This window comes from Streptomyces sp. NPDC003011 (assembly GCF_053591515.1).
Window position 1 is genome coordinate 39311 of the sequence record NZ_JBSFTY010000053.1, and the last position, 17479, is coordinate 56789.

The 17479-nt window shown below is 70.9% G+C and carries 16 protein-coding genes and 1 pseudogene; 4 read left to right on the plus strand and 13 right to left on the minus strand.

The genetic code is table 11. The features are described from left to right. Nucleotides 1–68 precede the first annotated feature (68 nt). Nucleotides 69–1277, minus strand: coding sequence for an acetate kinase (locus ACWD0J_RS25925; RefSeq protein ID WP_451498234.1), 1209 nt, complete (start codon nt 1275–1277; stop codon nt 69–71). After that, on the minus strand, nt 1274–3376 hold the full coding sequence (pta, locus tag ACWD0J_RS25930; protein ID WP_451498235.1) for a phosphate acetyltransferase: 2103 nt from the start codon (nt 3374–3376) through the stop codon (nt 1274–1276). Before pta ends, ACWD0J_RS25925 begins: the two co-directional genes overlap by 4 nt. A 195-nt stretch (nt 3377–3571) precedes the next feature. On the opposite strand from pta, the gene ACWD0J_RS25935 reads away from it, so the two are divergent. Then, nucleotides 3572–4597: an ATP-dependent 6-phosphofructokinase gene (locus ACWD0J_RS25935; RefSeq protein ID WP_451498236.1), complete on the plus strand. Its 1026-nt coding sequence runs from the start codon at nt 3572–3574 to the stop codon at nt 4595–4597. Between the two features lie 126 nt (nt 4598–4723). On the opposite strand, the gene ACWD0J_RS25940 is transcribed toward ACWD0J_RS25935, so the two are convergent. The 6 genes from ACWD0J_RS25940 to ACWD0J_RS25965 form a co-directional block, all read right to left on the minus strand. Beyond that, nucleotides 4724–5440 carry a helix-turn-helix domain-containing protein gene (locus tag ACWD0J_RS25940; protein WP_451498237.1) on the minus strand — a complete coding sequence of 239 codons (717 nt, stop codon included), beginning with the start codon at nt 5438–5440 and terminating at the stop codon, nt 4724–4726. Nucleotides 5441–5859: 419 nt separating this feature from the next. Further along, on the minus strand, nt 5860–6699 hold the full coding sequence (locus ACWD0J_RS25945) for a carbohydrate ABC transporter permease (protein ID WP_451498238.1): 840 nt from the start codon (nt 6697–6699) through the stop codon (nt 5860–5862). A 5-nt stretch (nt 6700–6704) separates the two neighbouring features. Then, complete coding sequence (locus tag ACWD0J_RS25950; RefSeq protein WP_451498239.1) at nt 6705–7664, minus strand: carbohydrate ABC transporter permease; 960 nt, start codon at nt 7662–7664, stop codon at nt 6705–6707. Then, nucleotides 7661–9064, minus strand: a complete 1404-nt coding sequence (locus tag ACWD0J_RS25955) for an extracellular solute-binding protein (protein WP_451498240.1) — start codon at nt 9062–9064, stop codon at nt 7661–7663. Before ACWD0J_RS25955 ends, ACWD0J_RS25950 begins: the two co-directional genes overlap by 4 nt. 71 nt (nt 9065–9135) lie before the next feature. Continuing rightward, complete coding sequence (locus ACWD0J_RS25960) at nt 9136–9369, minus strand: hypothetical protein (RefSeq protein WP_451498241.1); 234 nt, start codon at nt 9367–9369, stop codon at nt 9136–9138. 10 nt (nt 9370–9379) lie between these two features. Beyond that, the gene (locus tag ACWD0J_RS25965) at nt 9380–10153 is read right to left on the minus strand and encodes a DUF5753 domain-containing protein (protein WP_451498242.1); all 774 of its coding nucleotides are present in this window, start codon (nt 10151–10153) and stop codon (nt 9380–9382) included. A gap of 361 nt (nt 10154–10514) precedes the next feature. Between ACWD0J_RS25965 and ACWD0J_RS25970 the strand changes: the two genes are divergently transcribed. After that, nucleotides 10515–11015, plus strand: a complete 501-nt coding sequence (locus ACWD0J_RS25970) for an ATP-binding protein (RefSeq protein WP_451498243.1) — start codon at nt 10515–10517, stop codon at nt 11013–11015. Nucleotides 11016–11026: 11 nt separating this feature from the next. Here ACWD0J_RS25970 and ACWD0J_RS25975 read toward each other — a convergent pair whose 3' ends face one another. The 3 genes and pseudogenes from ACWD0J_RS25975 to ACWD0J_RS25985 form a co-directional block, all read right to left on the minus strand. Next, nucleotides 11027–11194: a tetratricopeptide repeat protein gene (locus tag ACWD0J_RS25975; RefSeq protein WP_451498259.1), complete on the minus strand. Its 168-nt coding sequence runs from the start codon at nt 11192–11194 to the stop codon at nt 11027–11029. Next, nucleotides 11169–11604: pseudogene (locus ACWD0J_RS25980) on the minus strand (regulator); the annotation flags it as partial. The pseudogene ACWD0J_RS25980 and the gene ACWD0J_RS25975, both read right to left, overlap by 26 nt. 166 nt (nt 11605–11770) lie before the next feature. Further along, entirely contained in the window at nt 11771–12634 is an 864-nt protein-coding gene (locus tag ACWD0J_RS25985) for a 5'-methylthioadenosine/S-adenosylhomocysteine nucleosidase family protein (protein ID WP_451498244.1), read from the minus strand. 26 nt (nt 12635–12660) lie between these two features. Between ACWD0J_RS25985 and ACWD0J_RS25990 the strand changes: the two genes are divergently transcribed. Then, nucleotides 12661–13200, plus strand: coding sequence for a hypothetical protein (locus ACWD0J_RS25990; protein WP_451498245.1), 540 nt, complete (start codon nt 12661–12663; stop codon nt 13198–13200). A gap of 64 nt (nt 13201–13264) precedes the next feature. On the opposite strand, the gene ACWD0J_RS25995 is transcribed toward ACWD0J_RS25990, so the two are convergent. Both ACWD0J_RS25995 and ACWD0J_RS26000 read right to left on the minus strand, forming a co-directional pair. Further along, nucleotides 13265–13975, minus strand: a complete 711-nt coding sequence (locus ACWD0J_RS25995; protein WP_451498246.1) for a response regulator — start codon at nt 13973–13975, stop codon at nt 13265–13267. Then, complete coding sequence (locus tag ACWD0J_RS26000) at nt 13972–15723, minus strand: ATP-binding protein (protein WP_451498247.1); 1752 nt, start codon at nt 15721–15723, stop codon at nt 13972–13974. Before ACWD0J_RS26000 ends, ACWD0J_RS25995 begins: the two co-directional genes overlap by 4 nt. A 270-nt stretch (nt 15724–15993) precedes the next feature. Here ACWD0J_RS26000 and ACWD0J_RS26005 point away from each other — a divergent pair, with 270 nt between their 5' ends. Continuing rightward, nucleotides 15994–17391: a cation:dicarboxylate symporter family transporter gene (locus ACWD0J_RS26005; protein WP_451498248.1), complete on the plus strand. Its 1398-nt coding sequence runs from the start codon at nt 15994–15996 to the stop codon at nt 17389–17391. The last annotated feature ends 88 nt before the right edge of the window (nt 17392–17479 follow it).

Sequence of the window (17479 nt, forward strand, 5' to 3'; positions counted from 1 at the left end):
GCGGAAGATACAAATGGGCGGCTTCGCGCTCAGGCGTGTTACTGCCGTGTATTGCTCAGCTGTTTGGCTCAGTCGTTCTTTCCGACCAGCGCGTAGGTCTGTGTGGCGATCTCCAGTTCTTCGTCGGTCGGTACCACGGCGACGGCCACCCGCGCGTCCGCGGGCGAGATCAGACGGGGCCCGTCACCGCGTACGGCGTTGAGCGCGCCGTCCACCGCGAGGCCCAGCTCCTCCAGGCCCGCCACGGCAGCTTCCCGCACCGGGCTCGCGTTCTCCCCGACTCCCGCTGTGAAGGCGACCGCGTCCACGCGTCCGAGCACGGCGTAATAGGCGCCTATGTACTTCTTCAGCCGGTGAATGTAGATGTCGAAGGCGAGCTGTGCCTGTTCGTCACCCTCGTCGATCCGGCGGCGGATCTCCCGCATGTCGTTGTCCCCGCACAGACCGATCAATCCGCTCTTCTTGTTGAGAAGAGTGTCGATCTCGTCCGTGGACATTCCGCCAACGCGCATCAAATGGAAGATGACGGCCGGGTCCATGTCTCCGGAGCGCGTACCCATCACGAGCCCCTCCAAAGGCGTCAGTCCCATGGAAGTCTCCACACACCTCCCGCCGCGCACGGCGGAGGCGGACGCCCCGTTGCCGAGGTGCAGCACGATCACGTTCACCTCCTCCGGCGCCTTGCCCAGCAGTTCCGCCGTGGCCCGGGACACGTAGGCGTGCGAGGTCCCGTGGAAGCCGTAGCGCCGGATGCGGTGCTCGTCGGCGGTGCGCACGTCGATCGCGTAGCGGGCGGCCGACTCCGGCATCGTGGTGTGGAAGGCGGTGTCGAAGACGGCGACCTGGGGCAGGTCCGGGCGCAGGGCCTGGGCGGTGCGGATGCCGGTGAGGTTGGCCGGGTTGTGCAGCGGGGCGACCGGGATCAGCCGCTCGATCTCGGCGAGCACGGTGCCGTCGATGACGGTCGGCTCGGTGAAGTGCTTCCCGCCGTGCACCACCCGGTGCCCGATCGCGGCCAGCTCCGGCGAGTCGAGCCCGAGGCCGTCCTGGGACAGCTCCTGTGCCACGGCCTTCAGGGCGGCCTCGTGGTCGGCGATCGGGCCGGTCCGCTCACGGGCCTCGCCCGTGGTCAGCGGCGTGTGCCTGAGCCGGGAGGTCTCCTCGCCGATGCGCTCGACGAGCCCCACGGCCAGCCGGCTGCTGTCCCGCATGTCGAGCAGCTGGTACTTCACCGACGACGAGCCGGAGTTGAGGACGAGGACGCGCGTGGAGCTCACTGGGCGGTGGCCTTCTCGATCGGGGACGGAGCGGGAGACTGGGCCTGGATGGCCGTGATGGCGACGGTGTTGACGATGTCCTGGACCAGGGCGCCCCGGGACAGGTCGTTGACCGGCTTGCGCAGACCCTGGAGCACCGGCCCGACGGCGATCGCGCCGGCCGACCGCTGCACGGCCTTGTAGGTGTTGTTGCCGGTGTTCAGGTCGGGGAAGATCAGCACGCTGGCCTGGCCGGCGACCTCCGACCCGGGCAGCTTGGTTGCCGCGACCGACGGCTCCACGGCCGCGTCGTACTGGATCGGCCCCTCGATCTTCAGGTCGGTCCGCCGCTGCCGCACCAGCTCGGTCGCCTCGCGCACCTTGTCGACGTCGGCGCCCGACCCGGACGTACCCGTCGAGTACGAGAGCATCGCGATCCGCGCCTCCACGCCGAACTGCTCGGCGGTGGCGGCCGACTGGATGGCGATGTCGGCGAGCTGCTCGGCGTTCGGGTCGGGGTTCACGGCGCAGTCGCCGTAGACGAGGACCTTGTCGGCGAGGCACATGAAGAAGACGGACGACACGATGTCGGCGTCCGGCTTGGTCTTGATGATCTCGAAGGCGGGCCGGATGGTCGCGGCCGTGGAGTGCACGGACCCCGACACCATGCCGTCGGCGAGGCCCTCCTGGACCATCAGCGTGCCGAAGTAGTTCACGTCCGAGACGACGTCGTACGCCAGCTCCACGGTGACGCCCTTGTGGGCGCGCAGGGCCGCGTACTTCTCGGCGAAGGCGTCCCGCAGCTCGCTGGTGGCCGGGTCGGTCAACTGGCAGTCGCCCAGGTCGATGCCGAGGTCGGCGGCCTTCTTGCGGATCTGGTCGACCGGGCCGAGCAGGGTGAGGTCGCACACCCCCCGGCGCAGCAGCACCTCCGCCGCGTGCAGGACGCGCGGCTCGGTGCCCTCGGGCAGCACGACGCGCCGCCGGTCCGAGCGGGCCCGCTCCAGGAGCGTGTGCTCGAACATCATCGGGGTGACGCGGTCGCTGCTCGGCGCGGAGACGCGCCGGTTGAGGTCGGCGGTGTCGACGTACCGCTCGAACAGGCCGAGCGCGGTCTCCGCCTTGCGCGGGGTGGCCGCGTTCAGCTTCCCCTCCAGGGAGAAGAGCTCGGCGGCGGTGGGAAAGCTGTTGCCGGCCACCGACAGCACCGGGGTGCCGGGGGCGAGGCGGGCGGCCAGGGTGAGGATGTCGTCGCCCGGGACCTCGCCGAGCGTGAGCAGCACGCCGGCTATCGGCGGGGTGCCGGCGCTGTGCGCGGCCAGCGAGCCGACCACCAGGTCGGCGCGGTCGCCGGGGGTGACGACCAGGCAGCCCGGGGTCAGGGCGCCGAGGAAGTTCGGCAGCATCGCGCCGCCGAAGACGAAGTCGAGCGCGTCCCGGGCCAGCCCCGAGTCGTCGCCGAGGACGACCTTGGCGCCGAGGGCCTGCGCGATCTGCGCGACGGTCGGCGCGGACAGGGCGGGCTCGTCCGGGACCACCGAGCAGGGCACCGGGAGACGGTTCGCGAGCCGCTCGGCTATCTCGTCGCGGTCGGCGCGGGCGACCCGGTTGGTCACCATGGCGAGGACGTCGCAGCCGAGGCCGTCGTAGGCGCGGTAGGCGTTGCGGGTCTCGGCGAGCACGGACTCCGCGGTCTGGCCCCGGCCGCCCACCACCGGGATCACGGAGGCGCCGAACTCGTTGGCCAGCCTGGCGTTCAGGGCCAGCTCGTCCGGGAACTGGGTGTCGGCGAAGTCGGTGCCGAGGACCAGGACGACGTCGTAGTCCCGGGCGACCCGGTGGAACCGGTCGACGAGCCTCGACACCAGCTCGTCCGCGCCGCGCTCGGCCTGGAGGGCGGAAGCCTCGTGGTAGTCCATGCCGTAGACCGTCGCCGGGTCCTGTGTCAGCCGGTACCGGGCGCGCAGCAGCTCGAACAGGCGATCGGGTCCGTCGTGGACGAGGGGACGGAACACGCCGACCCGGTCGACCTGCCGGGTCAGGAGTTCCATGACCCCCAGCTCGACGACCTGGCGGCCGTCGCCGCGGTCGATACCGGTCACGTACACGCTGCGGGTCACGCGTGCTCTCCGTTTCGTCTTCGGGTGCGTCGGGCGGCCATAAAAATCGCCCACCGAGGTGAGCAGAACCCTCTTGACAATACCTCTCGCGATAGATAAGGCGCCCGTCAACAGTGGATGCGGCACCGTCCTGTGGGGCATGAAACAATCGGATCTGGCTCACCGGTACCAACAGCGAGCAGGAGACACAGCACGATGCGCATCGGAGTTCTCACCGCAGGCGGCGACTGCCCCGGCCTGAACGCCGTGATCCGGTCGGTCGTGCACCGCGCGGTCGACAATTACGGCGACGAGGTCATCGGCTTCGAGGACGGGTACGCCGGCCTGCTCGACGGTCACTACCGCACGCTCGACCTCGACGCCGTCAGCGGCATCCTGGCCCGCGGCGGCACCATCCTCGGCTCCTCCCGGCTCCAGCGCGACCGCCTGCGCGAGGCCTGCGAGAACGCGTACGACATCGCGCGCGACTTCGGCATCGACGCGCTGATCCCGATCGGCGGCGAGGGCACGCTGACGGCCGCCCGGATGCTGGCCGACGCGGGCCTGCCGGTGGTCGGCGTCCCGAAGACGATCGACAACGACATCTCCTCCACGGACCGCACCTTCGGCTTCGACACGGCCGTCGGCGTCGCCACCGAGGCGATGGACCGCCTGAAGACCACCGCCGAGTCCCACCAGCGCGTGATGGTCGTCGAGGTCATGGGCCGGCACGCGGGCTGGATCGCCCTGGAGTCCGGCATGGCGGCCGGCGCCCACGGCATCTGCCTGCCCGAGCGGCCCTTCGACCCCGCCGACCTGGTCAAGATGGTCGAGGAGCGCTTCGCCCGCGGCAAGAAGTTCGCGGTCATCTGCGTCGCCGAGGGCGCCCACCCCGCCGAGGACTCCATGGACTACGGCAAGGGCGACATCGATCAGTTCGGCCACGAGCGCTTCCAGGGCATCGGTACGGCACTGGCGTATGAGCTGGAGCGCCGGCTCGGCAAGGAGGCCAAGCCGGTCATCCTCGGGCATGTGCAGCGCGGCGGCACGCCGACCGCGTTCGACCGGGTGCTCGCCACGCGCTTCGGCTGGCACGCGGTGGAGGCCGCGCACCGGGGCGACTTCGGCCGGATGACCGCGCTGCGGGGCAACGACGTCGTGATGGTGCCGCTGGCGGAGGCGGTCACCGAGCTGAAGAGGGTCCCGAAGGACCGGATGGACGAGGTGGAGTCGGTCTTCTAGGCGGCCCTCGGGGCCGTGTCCGGCGCGGGTCCGTGGACCCCTGCCCGGCACGGGCCCTTCGGGGGTGTCCTGGCCGGTGCCGGTGCCGGTGCCGGTGCAGCTGGTGCCGGTCTGGGCGGTGCCGATCTAACCGGTGTTGTCCCGGACCGTGGTCCAGAAGTGGTCGACCACCCGGTCGAGGAAGTCCTGGCCGGCGGTCCCCGCGTCGCCGCTGCCGCCGCCCCAGCTCAGGGTGGCGACCATCTGGCCGTGGTACTGCCGGTGCAGCTTCTGGAGGGTGTCCTCCAGGAGCCGCCGGCCCAGCGGCACGATCTTGGCGACCGGGCGGACGTACGCCTGCCACCGGGTGGTCACGGCGTCGCGCAGCAGCCCGGCGAGTTTCGGCTCGCGGCCGGTGACGGTGACGAAGTCGGGCAGGGAGAGTTCGAGCAGGTCGGCCAGGACGGACGACTGACGGTCGGTGCCGCGCCACTCGTCGTGCTCCTCCATGCTGAGGTAGGCCAGGAGTTCGAGCCCGACGGCACGTGCCACGTCCTCCGGCGCGAACCCGTGGGAGAGCCGGTGCTCGCGCAAGGTGCGCGGCCTGCCGATGAGGTCGCCGGGGGAGCACCACAACACACCGGCGAGCGCGGTGAGTTCGCGGCCGGCGGGCGAGGTGATCCCGCGTTCCCAGGCGATGACGAGGTCGGGGGTCACATAGGGCAGCCCGAACGAGGCACGCATACCGTAGGCGACGTGCTCGGGTCCCATTCCGAGAGCGGTACGGAGTCTGCGGGCGGCGGGGGCGTCGAACGGGGGAGGCGGCGGCGGGCTGGGCGGATTCGGCTGTGGGGGTCGGCGCACGGCCACAAAGTAGGGGCCCGGGCGTGCGGTGACTACGGTCAGTTCGGCCAGGATCACAGATTGTAGGAAGATACGGTTTCGGCCGTGGGTTCGGGGTGGCCGAAGATCGTCCGTCGGCCGCGCGGGGGCGGCCGGGCGGGAGGCGCCGGGTTGCCCGGACAGGCGCCCGGCCGGCGCGCGGCGTCCGCGCACGGGGCGAAGGGCAAGGTGGAGCGGCATATGCGCGAGCGACCGCGCCGGCCGGACCTCCGGCATCCGGCGACGGCCGGCCGCGACGGGACGCCGCGGGTCTCGCCCGGGCGGGCGGCCGTCGAAGACGCGTACGCCATGGTCAGCACGGCGACCGGCCGCGGGAAAGGGCAGAAACCGCGGCGCGATCCGGACGTTCCTCTCACCCGGACGTGAAGGGCTCGGCGCGCTCACCCCTTGACCGCGCCGCCCAGCGCGAACCCGCCGCCCAGCCGTCGGGCGATCAGCACGTACAGCAGGATCACCGGGGTCGAGTAGACGACGGAGAACGCGGCGAGCTGCCCGTACGCCACCATGCCGCGGTTGCCGAAGAACTCGTTGATGCTCACGGAGGCCGGCATCCGGTCCGGAGTGAGCAGGAGCATGAACGGGACGAAGAAGTTCCCCCACATCATGACGAAGGAGAAGACCGTCACCACGGAGACTCCCGGGCCCATGAGGGGGAGCACGATCCTGACGAGTGACTGGAGCGGCGAGGCGCCGTCGGTCCACGCCGCCTCCTCCAGTTCCCTCGGTACGCCGTCCATGAAGTTCTTCATCAGCCAGATGGCGAAGGGGAGCTGGGAGGCGGCGAAGAAGAAGATCGTGCCGTGCAGGGTGTCGATCAGGTCGACCCGCACGAACAGCGCGTACACCGGCACCATGATCGCCGTGATCGGCAGGCTGGTGGCGAAGAGGATCGTCAGCAGGAACGGCCGGTTCAGGCGGGACCTGAAGCGGGACAGCGGGTACGCCGCCAGCGCCGCGCACACCACCGTCAGCCCGGTCGCGCCGCCGCACAGGACCAGGCTGTTCAGCAGCGGGGTGAAGGTGATGTCGGAGGTCAGGATCGCGTCGAAGTTGCCCAGGGTGAGCCCGTCGGGGGCCTTCACCCTGAGGTCGGCGCGCGGGTCCAGGGAGGACAGCACCACCCACGCCAGCGGCAGCACGAAGGCGGCGGCGGCCAGGAGCAGGCCGGCGTCGGCGGCGAGGCGCCGGCCGCGGCGGCGGGCGGAGAAGGTCAGGGCCATGGCGGTCAGACCTCCGTCCGCAGCAGGCGCAGATACACCAGCGAGAAGAGCGAGCCGACCAGCAGCAGGAGCAGTGCCACGGCGGTGCCGTAGCCGATCATGCTGTTCTGGAAGGCCTGTTCGTACATGAAGAGCGGCAGCGTCTGGCTCCTGTCGCCGGGACCGCCTCTGGTCATCACCCAGATCAGTCCGAAGACGGACAGCGTCTGGAGGGTGTTGAGCATCAGGTTCGTGCCGATGGAGCGGCGGATCAGCGGGAGCGTGATGTGCCACATCCGGCGCCGGCCGCCGGCTCCGTCGACCTCTGCGGCCTCGGTGATCTCCTTCGGGATCTCGTTGAGGGCGGCCGAGTAGACCAGCATCGAGAAGGCGGTGCCGCGCCAGACGTTCGCGAAGGACACCGCGAGGATCGGGAGCGTGAACAGCCAGTTCTGGGACGGCAGACGGAGCCAGTCGAGGATCGCGTTCAGGGTGCCCTCGCGGCGGAAGAAGGCGTAGAGCAGGAAACCCGCGACCACCTCCGGCAGCACCCAGGCCGTGATCACGATCCCGCCGGTGAGCGTGCGGACCGGTTTCGAGGCGCGCTGCATGAGGGAGGCCAGCGCCAGGCCGAGGGTGTTCTGCCCGATCAGCGACGACAGGACCGTGAACACCAGCGTCAGCCATACGGCGTTGAGGAACCCCTCGTCCTGGAAGGCCGTACGGAAGTTGTCGAAGCCGACGAACGACGACTCGGCCTGGCCGGTGAGCTGGAGGTCGGTGAAGGCGATCCAGACGCAGTAGGCGATGGGGCCTGCCAGGAAGAGGAGCAGGAGGACGAGGGCGGGGGAGAGGGGGAGGACGCGGGTGAGGGTGCGGGTGAGGGTGCGGTGCCGGGGGGTCTTCGGGGCGGTGGCGGGACGGGAGGCGGCCGGGCCCGAGGGGGACGCCGCCGGGTCCGGCGCGTGCGGAGCGGCGGTGGTCACTTCTCGACCACCTGGTCGCCGGTGGCGTCCCTGAGCGCGTCGTCGTAACCGCTCGCCGCCTCGGCCACCGACAGGTCACCGGTGGTCACGCCCTCCATCGCCTCCTGGATCGCGGTGGAGACCTTCGGATACGCGGGGAAGGCGGGCCGGTAGTGCGTGTGGGCGACCAGTTCCGTGAAGAACTCGATACCGGGCTGGGCCTTGGCGTAGGCGGGGTCGTCGGCGACGTCCTCGCGGACCGCGATGCCGGAGCTGGCGATGTACCACTTCCGCGCGTTCGCCTTCGTCTGCATGGCCTTGACGAAGTCGAAGGCGAGGTCGGGGTTGGCCGCCTTGGCCGGGATCGACCAGGTCCAGCCGCCGGACATGCTCACCTTGCCGGGGGCCTGGCCGTGCTGGGTGGGCATGGCGGCGAGGCCGAGTTCCTCGGGCCACCCGGGCCACTCGTGGCCACTGCCGGGGAGCCAGTCCTGCGGGAGCCAGGAGCCGTCGAGGGCGATGCCGAGCTTGCCCTGCGGGAGCCACTCGCCGCGCACCCTGGTCATGACGTTGGGGTCGAGCGCGTCCTCGATGTCCGGGCCGAGCCCTTCCTTGTAGACGGTCTCGACGAAGGTGAGGGCGTCCCGGAAACCGTCGCTGCCGGCGACCCACTTCTTCGACGTCCGGTCGTAGAGGGGGTCCTGGCCGCCGGCGCCGCCGGTGCCGGTGCCGGTGCCGGTTCCGTAGAGCAGCATCTCGAAGGTCTGCATGGTGGCGGCCTCGCCGACGGGTTTGCCCGTGTAGACGTTCAGCGGGATGACGTCGGGGACCTTCCGCTTGATGGTGCGGGCGGCGCTCAGGACGTCGTTCCACGTCTTCGGCTGCCAGTCGGCGGGCAGGCCGGCCTGGGCGAAGACGTCCTTGCTGAACCAGAGGCCGCGGGTGTCGGTACCGTCCGGAACGCCGTACGTCCTGCCGTCCTCGGCCTTGGCGGCGGCCTTCGCGGTGTCCATGAACCGGTCCCAGTCCGGCCACTCGGCGAGGTAGGGGTCGAGCGGTTTCAAGTACCCGCTGGTGATGTCCGAGTTGATGAGGAAGGTGTCCTCGTAGACCAGGTCCGGGGCGGTCTTCGCGGACCGGAGCATCTGCTGGAGCTTGGTGTAGTACTCCGAGTCCGGGGCCTTGACCGGGACGAGTTCGACCTTCTTGCCCGGGTTGGCCTTCTCGAACTGCCGCTTGACGCCGGCGAGGTAGTCGTCCATGACGTGGATCGAGTTGTCGGTGGACTGCTTGAAGGAGACCTTGAGGGTGTCGGGATCACTGCCGGAGCCGCCTCCGCAGGCGGCGGCTGAGAGGGCGACCAGGGCGACCAGTGCGGCTGACAGGGCAGTTGGGCGGGCGGCGGTGGGGCGCACGGGCATGACCTCCTGCGGGCACGTCGTTGTGGCCGGGATGGCTGCACCGTGAACGTAGGAGGAGTGGTCTAGTCAGGTCAATGCGTGTGCGGCGGATATCGGACGGGGAGCGGCTCCGGCCGGAGGAGGTGGTCGGCCTGGCCGGACTTGATGCCGAGGATGAGGGAGCGGAGGGCTTCGCGGGTGTCGGTGAGGGGGGCGTCCTCGTGTCCGGCTATGGCGATGTAGGCGTTGCCTTGGGGGTCGGTGCCTATGCGGAAGCAGTTGGCGCCCTCTCCGCAGAAGGGGTCTTCCCAGCTGACGTCGGGCATGGCGGCTCTCCTAAAGGTCGTCGGCCAGGGCTCGGATGAAGTCGCGCGAGGCGTGAGGTGCGAGCGCGAGGGCTTGCGTGGCATCCAGTTGAGCCCGGTACTTGTCGAGTTGGGTTTCTGCGTCAATGAACTCCGGGCCGTGCGTGCTGTCGAGCTCCACGGTGTCAAGGCGGGGGACGGTCGCCTCGGCGTAGACGACGGACTGCCCGGCTCCCGGGAAGCCGCCCGCTTTGAACGGGATGACTCGTAGGGTCACGGACTGGCGCTCGGACATGCGCAGAAGGTGCTCCAGCTGGCGTCGCGCGACTGCGGGACCGCCGAACTCCATGCGGAGGGCGGCCTCGTGCAGGATCGCGTCGAGCGCCGGAGGGCTCGGCCGGTCAAGCACCTGCTGCCGGTCGATCCGGTGAGCGACGCGGACGTCCACCTCGTCCGAGGGCAGGCGTGGGATCACGGCTTCGAAGACGGCGCGGGCGTGGTCCTCGGTCTGGAGCAGCCCCGGCAGGTGCACGGTGACGGCGATACGCAGGCGTGTGGCGTGCCACTCCATCTCGGCGATGTCCAGGAAGCCGTCCCGCAGTTGCCCCCGATATGCCTCCCACCAGCCCTTGTCGCGCCCGGCAGCCATGGAGGCGAGCGCTTCGACGAGGGCCTGGTCCGCACAGCCGTAGTTGCCCGCGAGGATGCGCACACGTTCCGCGCTGATGCCGGACCGCCCCGACTCCATATTGGGCATGTTCGTACGCGGGACGCCCAGCAGCGCGGCTGCGTGCTCTGTGGTCATCCCGGCCATGACGCGCAACTTGCGCAACTCGGCGCCGAGCCGTCGCTGACGCTCCGTCGGAGCGCTTCTCGGTGGCATTCGCTCTCCCGTTCCGCCTTGTGGCAGGGACAGTCTGCCGCCGGTGTGACTGATCGGTCCAATAGGGAGTTCAGTGAAGAGTAGTACACGTACTCCGTGATGCCCTACAGTCAGTGAAGAGCCGCTTACGGACCGATGTTTCCGGAAGCGCATCGCGCGAGCCTGCCCGCATTCTCCTTCTCCGGGAGGGGTGGGCCCGCGCCGGAGAGACAGGCCACTGGCGTCGGCCGAGTCGGCGGCTCATTCCACAGCACGCCCACCCGCACCCACGAAGGAGTCGTCCATGTCCGCACCGGTCACCGTCGCGGCCTGCCCCCTCTCCATCGACGAACGGCAGACACCGCCGCCGTCCCCCGACACACTCGCCTACAGCTTCACGCTGCCCGCCGGTCCGGCCAGTCCGCGCATCGCCCGTGCGGCCACCCGGGTTGTCCTCCACACGCACGGGCTGGCCGATATGACGGACGCGGTGGTGCAGGTGGTGGGCGAACTGGCGGCCTGCGCTTGCCGGTTGACGCCCGACAGTGAGGTGTACCTGTCCTTGCGGTACCGGGACGGGGACGTGCGGGTGATCCTCTACGACGAGCATGCGAGGCACTCCCATCCCCGGCTGGCGGCGGCCTGCGACGCGCGGAGGCGGGCGGCGCTGCGGGTGCTGGGGTGCGTGGTGCGGGCGTGTCGGGGGGAGTGGGGGTTCGGGGAGGCGCGGGAGCCCGGAGGTGGGACGCGGATGTGGGCGGTGGTGCCTTGGCGGGGGGCTCGGGGCTATGCGGGGGTGGAGTGAGGGGCGGGGAGTCACTCCGGTAGTCCGGTGGCGCGGGTGTGGGCTTGGGCGGCTTCGGTGGGGGCGTGGGCGCGGGTGTAGGTGTCGATGGCCTCTTCCACCTGGTTCGCTTCGAACAGCGCGGAGCCGAGGTGATTCCACGCTTTGCCCTCCCATCCCCGCTGCGATCTGCAGAGCAAGCGGCAAGTGGCCGCAGATACCGGTCAGTTCGCGCAGGGCCTCGGGCTCGCGCCCCGGTCGCTCGTCGCGTTCGTCGGTGTGGTGCAGGGCGCGCGTCACCAGGGCGACGGAATCGTCCGGATCAAGAGTCTCCAGGTCGATGAGCCGTACCGGGAGAGCGTCGGGACGGTCCCGAGAGATGATGAGCACCCGGTGATGATCCGTACCGGGCAACAGCGGCAGGTACTGGGAACTCCTGGTCCCGTACGCCGAGCGCGTCCAGCAGGGCCAGCACCGCCTGGTCGGCCGTGACCGGATCGTCGTCGTATCCGCGCAGGTCCACGAAGAGGGTCCCGCCCGGGAACCAGCCCTTCGCGCGGGCCCGGTGCGCCGCCTCCACCGCCAGCGCCGTCTTGCCGATGCCGCCCATGCCGGTGACGGCGAAGATGAGGAGCGGGAGCGCGGCGGTGGCGTCGTCCTCGTTCGGTGCGAGGTGCGGAAGCAGACGGTCCAGCTCGGCCGAGCGGCCCGTGAAACCCAGGGGGCGGGGCGGCAGGGTGGCGCTCGCGCGGGGGACCGGGCCGTGGGCGGTGCCCCTACCGTCGCCCGTCGCTCTTGCCGGTGACGGGGCCGTGGAACGTGCCGCCCCGGAAGTCGATGTGGTCTCCGCCGTACGTCGCTCCGTCGTCCCCGCTCCGATGGGGACGCTCCTCGGAGTCGGAGGACCTCTCGCGGGGCCGGTGCTTGCGCAGTACCGCCACCGTCACCGAGGCCGCCTGCTCGGCGGCGAGCTTCTGCGAGCCCGAGGCGTCGGCCTGGTGCTTGTCCGCGTCGGCGCGGTCGCTGATGCCCCGGATCACCAAGGCGTCCGACTGCCCGCTCAGGTGGGCCGCGAGGGCTGCCCCGGAGCCCTCCATCTCGATCGCGCCGGCGTCGTTGTAGTTCCTGCGCAGGTGCTGGGCGATCTCGGAGCCGGCGTCCGCCAGGACCACGTCACCCGTGGCGATCGGCATGAAGTGCGCGCGGACGCCCGGCATGTCCCGTACGGCGGAACGGGCCGCCTGCTCCAGCGCGTGCGAGCCGGGCAGGGCCTTCGGCCGGACCAGGAAACCCTCGGGTGTCTGCTTGCCGCCGTGGATCTCGTACACCTGTGTGCCCACGACGACGTCGCCGATCCCCACGTCCGCCTTGAGACTGCCCGCGACGCCGACGAAGAACACCGCCTCGGGGCGCAGCCAGGTGATGAGCTGTGTGGTGAGGGCGGCGGCCCGCTCGGCGCCCATGCCCAGTTCGGCGATCGCGACATGCCAGGATGTGCCGGGCAGTTGACCCCGTTCGGCTCGGGTCCCGTCGCGGTGCACGCACTCCTCCCGCTCCTCGATGTGCGCGCGCACGGCGGCGTATTCGAGGGGGAGCGCGGTCAGGACGAGGGCGGTGGGCTGGGTCTGCGGCACACTCACAAGGTACGCCGCGGGAAGGGAACCGAGTGCCGGAACAGAGTGTCACCGTCGGGCAGTTGCTGCTCGCCGAGTACCAGAGCGTCAAGGACGAACAGAAGGCACGGATCGGGTTCCGGGACAACCTGCTCTACGTGACCCTGGCCGTCGTGGCCGCCGTCATCGCCGCGACCGCGCAGGCCAGGCAGCCGTCTATGCTGCTCGCGCTGCCGCCGGTGTGCGTCGTGCTCGGATGGACCTACCTCGTGAACGACGAGAAGATCTCGGCGATCGGTCGGTACGTACGGGAGGATCTCGGGCCCCGGCTCGCGGCGCTGGCCGAACCGGGCGGCGGCTTCCGGGCGTTCGGCTGGGAGACCGTTCACCGCGGGGACGCGCGGCGCAGGTCCCGCAAGACCGTCCAGACCGTGGTGGACCTGACGGCGTTCTGCGTCGTGCCGCTGGCCGCGCTGGTCGTCTTCTGGGTGGACGGCGACGGCGGCGGACTCCTCGTCGCGGTCTCGGTGCTGGAGGCGCTCACCGTGGCCGGACTCGCCTCGCAGGTGGTGTGGTACGCGAGGGCGGCGTGAACTCCCGTTCCCGAACGTGCCGTTGGCGTACGGCCGCGCGCCGGCGGGTGAGCGGCGAGGTCCGCTAACGTCCCCGCCCCGCCACCCCCCGGACCCACCGGTACACCAGCTCCGGCCGTCCCACCTGCCCGTACACCGGCGCCCGCTCGGCCCGCCCCGCCTCCACCAGGTGCTCGAGGTAGCGGCGACCCGTGATCCGTGAGATGCCCACCGCCTCCGCGATGCCCGCCGCCGTCAGGCCCTCCCGCGCCTCCCGCAGGGCGCCCGTCACCCGCTCCAGCGTCGGACCGCTCAGCCCCTTCGGCAGCGCCGCCGGGCCGGGGGCCCGCAACGTCGCCAGCGCCCGGTCGACCTCGTCCTGCCCGCTCGCCTCACCCGCCGCCGCGTGGAACTCGGCGTATCTCACCAGGCGGTCCCGCAGCGTGGCGAAGGTGAACGGCTTCAGCACGTACTGCACCACCCCCAGCGAGACCCCCTCCCGCACCACCGTGAGGTCGCGCGCCGACGTCACCGCTATCACGTCCGCGTGGTGGCCGGCCGCCCGCAGCGAACGCGCCAGCTGCAGCCCGTGCACGTCCGGCAGATGCAGGTCCAGCAGGAGCAGGTCGACCGGGGTGCGCTCCAGCGCGCGCCGCGCCTCCGCGCCCGTGTGGGCCTTGCCGACGGCCGTGAAGCCGGCGACACGGTTGACGTACATGACATGGGCGTCGGCGGCGACCGGGTCGTCCTCCACGACCAGGACACGGATGAGGGGCTGCTGCTCGCTCGTCGTCATACGTCGCCTCCAGAAACCGCGCTTCCCGAGACGGCTCCGCGAGACGCCCGGTCCTCGGCCGCGCTCGCCGGGACGGCACCCTCGAACGCCCGGTCCCCGGCCGAGCCCTCGGCGACGGCCCCCTCGGCCGCCTCCTCGGCGCCGCCCCCGTCCCCCAGCGGCAGCCGCACCTCGAAGCGTGCCCCGCCCTCGTCGGCCTCCGCCACCGTCAGGGACCCTTCGTGCCGGTTCGCCGCCTGCCGTACCAGCGCCAGCCCGAGCCCCCGCCCGCCCGGTCCCGAGGGCTTGGTGGAGAAGCCGCGCTGGAAGACCATCTCCGTGTGGGCCGGGGCCACGCCCGCGCCCGTGTCCGACACCCGCAGGACCAGCTCGCCGCGTTCCGTGTACGCCGTCACCGTCACCCGCGCCCGCACGCTGCCCTGCGCCGCGTCCACCGCGTTGTCGATCAGGTTGCCGAGGATGGTGACCAGGTCACGGGAGGACAGTGACGGCGGCAGCAGGCCGTCGTCCAGGCGGCTGTCCTGCGACACCACCAGCTCCACGCCCCGCTCGTTGGCCTGCGCGGTCTTGCCCAGCAGCAGCGCCGCCAGCACCGGTTCGCTCACCGCCGCCACCACCTGGTCGGTGAGTGCCTGGGCCAGCTCCAGTTCGGCGGTCGCGAAGTCCACCGCCTCGTCCGCGCGGCCCAGCTCGATCAGGGAGACGACGGTGTGCAGGCGGTTCGCCGCCTCGTGGGCCTGCGAGCGCAGGGCCTGGGTGAAGCCGCGCTCGGAGTCCAACTCACCCATCAGTGACTGGAGTTCGGTGACGTCGCGGAGGGTGACGACGGTGCCCCGGTGCTCGCCGCCCGACACCGGGGACGTGTTGATCACCAGCACCCGGTCCGCCGTCAGGTGCACCTCGTCCACCCGCGGCTCCGATGCCAGCAGCGCCCCGGTGAGAGGGGCGGGCAGGCCGATCTCCGCGACCGAACGCCCCACCACGTCCCGCTCGGACGCCACCCCGAGCAGCTCGCGTCCGCCGTCGTTGATCAGCGCCACCCTGTACTGCCCGTCCAGCATCAGCAGCCCTTCGCGTACGGCGTGCAGCGCGGCCTGGTGGTAGTCGTGCATCCGGCTGAGCTCGGTGGCGTTCATGCCGTGGGTGTGGCGGCGCAGCCGGGCGTTGACGACGTACGTGCCGACCGCGCCGAGCAGGAGCGCGCCGGCCGCCACCCCGAGCAGGGCCGTCAGCTGGCCCTGCACCCGCTTGGTGATCTCCTCCACCCGGATGCCGGCGCTGACCAGGCCGACGACCCGCCGGTCGCCGTCCTGCACGGGGGCGACCGCGCGGACCGACGGGCCCAGCGTGCCCGTGTAGGTCTCCGTGAAGGCCCGGCCCTCCAGCGCGGGGGTGATGTGCCCCCGGAAGCGCTGGCCGATCTCCGACGTGACCGGGTGGGTCCAGCGGATGCCCCGCGGGTCCATGATCGTGACGAAGTCGACGTCGGTGTCGGCCATCACCCGCAGCGCGTACGGCTGGAGCTCGGCCGTCGGGTCGGGGGTGGCGATCGCCTCCCGTACGGACGGGGAGTCGGCGACCGATCGCGCCACGGCCAGGGCCTGCCGGCGCGCGGCGTCCTCGGCCTGGCTGCGGTCGCTGACGTAGGTGAACAGCGCGTACCCGGCGACGACGACCGCTATCAGCACAGCCTGCATGGCGAAGAGCTGGCCGGCCAGGCTGCGGGGTCTCGGGACACGGACGTGCATGCGGCCAGTCTGCCCCTTGGCTGATTGTGAACTAAATGAACGGAAGGGTGACCGCCCTCACACGACGGGAGATAGTCACCGCATCCCCCCACGCAGAACCCGGCGGAACCGCAGTACGACCCCCGTGGATCCGCGGCGGATTTCCGTAGTGCATCCCCGCACCGCACTGCACCGCACCCCGCAGTACATCCCGCAGTACATCCCCATCCAGAACCCCCGGACGTGAGCCGCACGCCGGTGATGCCGACGACGTCGTCAAGGAGGGCAGCCGTGAGCAGCGCAGCCAATACGGCAGCTACCGCACCCAAAGCCAAACGGGACCGCACCCACTACCTCTACATCGCAGTGATCGTCGCGGTTGCCCTCGGCATCACCGTCGGTCTGGTCGCCCCCGACTTCGCGGTCGAGCTGAAGCCCATCGGTACCGGCTTCGTGAACCTGATCAAGATGATGATCTCCCCCATCATCTTCTGCACGATCGTGCTGGGCATCGGCTCGGTGCGCAAGGCCGCCAAGGTCGGTGCCGTAGGCGGTATCGCACTGGGCTACTTCACGGTCATGTCGCTGGTCGCACTGGGCATCGGCCTGGTCGTCGGCAACATCCTGGAGCCCGGCACTGGCCTCGCGGTGACCGACGCGGTCAAGGAGGTCGGCCAGGCGCAGGTGGCGCCGGAGGCCAAGGACACCGCCGAGTTCCTGCTCGGGATCATCCCGACCACGATCGTCTCCGCCTTCACCGGCGGCGAGGTGCTGCAGACCCTGCTGGTCGCCCTGCTCGCCGGCTTCGCGCTGCAGGCCATGGGTCCGGCCGGCCAGCCGATCCTGCGCGGTGTCGAGCACATCCAGCGGCTGGTCTTCCGCATCCTCGCGATGGTGATGTGGGCCGCCCCGATCGGCGCCTTCGGCGCGATCGCCGCCGTCACCGGCTCCGCGGGCGTCGACGCGCTCAAGAGCCTCGCCGTCCTGATGCTCGGCTTCTACGTCACCTGTTTCCTGTTCGTCTTCATCGTGCTCGGCATCCTGCTGCGCGTGGTCGCGGGCCTCAACATCCTCACGCTCTTCAAGTACCTGGGCCGCGAGTTCCTGCTGATCCTGTCGACCTCGTCGTCCGAGTCGGCGCTGCCGCGGCTCATCGCGAAGATGGAGCACCTCGGTGTCAGCAAGCCGGTGGTCGGCATCACCGTCCCGACCGGCTACTCCTTCAACCTCGACGGCACCATGATCTACATGACCATGGCGTCCCTGTTCATCGCCGACGCCATGGGTACGCCGATGTCGGTCGGCGAGCAGATTCCGCTGCTGCTGTTCCTGCTGGTCGCCTCGAAGGGCGCGGCGGGCGTCACCGGCGCGGGTCTGGCCACCCTGGCGGGCGGTCTCCAGTCGCACAAGCCGGCGCTGGTGGACGGCATCGGCCTGATCGTCGGCATCGACCGCTTCATGAGCGAGGCGCGCGCCCTGACGAACTTCGCGGGCAACGCCGTCGCCACGGTCCTGATCGGTACCTGGACGAAGGAGATCGACCGCGCCCGCGTCGACCAGGTGCTCGCCGGTCAGCTGCCCTTCGACGAGGAGACGCTCCTCGACGACGGCCACGGCGGCGGCGCCGGCCAGGACGCCCACGCGGAGGTCCCCGAGCAGGGCGGCGAAAAGGAACTGGCGAAGGCCTGACGGCCGGTTCCCGGGCCTGACGGCCGGTTCCCGGGCCTGACGGCCGGTTCCCGGGCCTGACGGCCGGTTCCCGGGCCTGACGGCCGGT

Bases quoted from the DNA above. Each gene is read 5' to 3' on its own strand.
- ACWD0J_RS25935 (WP_451498236.1), top strand. From the start codon at position 3,572: ATGCGCATCGGAGTTCTCACCGCAGGCGGCGACTGCCCCGGCCTGAAC.
- ACWD0J_RS25960 (WP_451498241.1), bottom strand. From the start codon at position 9,369: ATGCCCGACGTCAGCTGGGAAGACCCCTTCTGCGGAGAGGGCGCCAAC.
- ACWD0J_RS25955 (WP_451498240.1), bottom strand. From the start codon at position 9,064: ATGCCCGTGCGCCCCACCGCCGCCCGCCCAACTGCCCTGTCAGCCGCA.
- ACWD0J_RS25945 (WP_451498238.1), bottom strand. From the start codon at position 6,699: ATGGCCCTGACCTTCTCCGCCCGCCGCCGCGGCCGGCGCCTCGCCGCC.
- ACWD0J_RS25965 (WP_451498242.1), bottom strand. From the start codon at position 10,153: ATGACCACAGAGCACGCAGCCGCGCTGCTGGGCGTCCCGCGTACGAAC.
- ACWD0J_RS26000 (WP_451498247.1), bottom strand. From the start codon at position 15,723: ATGCACGTCCGTGTCCCGAGACCCCGCAGCCTGGCCGGCCAGCTCTTC.
- ACWD0J_RS25970 (WP_451498243.1), top strand. From the start codon at position 10,515: ATGTCCGCACCGGTCACCGTCGCGGCCTGCCCCCTCTCCATCGACGAA.
- ACWD0J_RS25995 (WP_451498246.1), bottom strand. From the start codon at position 13,975: ATGACGACGAGCGAGCAGCAGCCCCTCATCCGTGTCCTGGTCGTGGAG.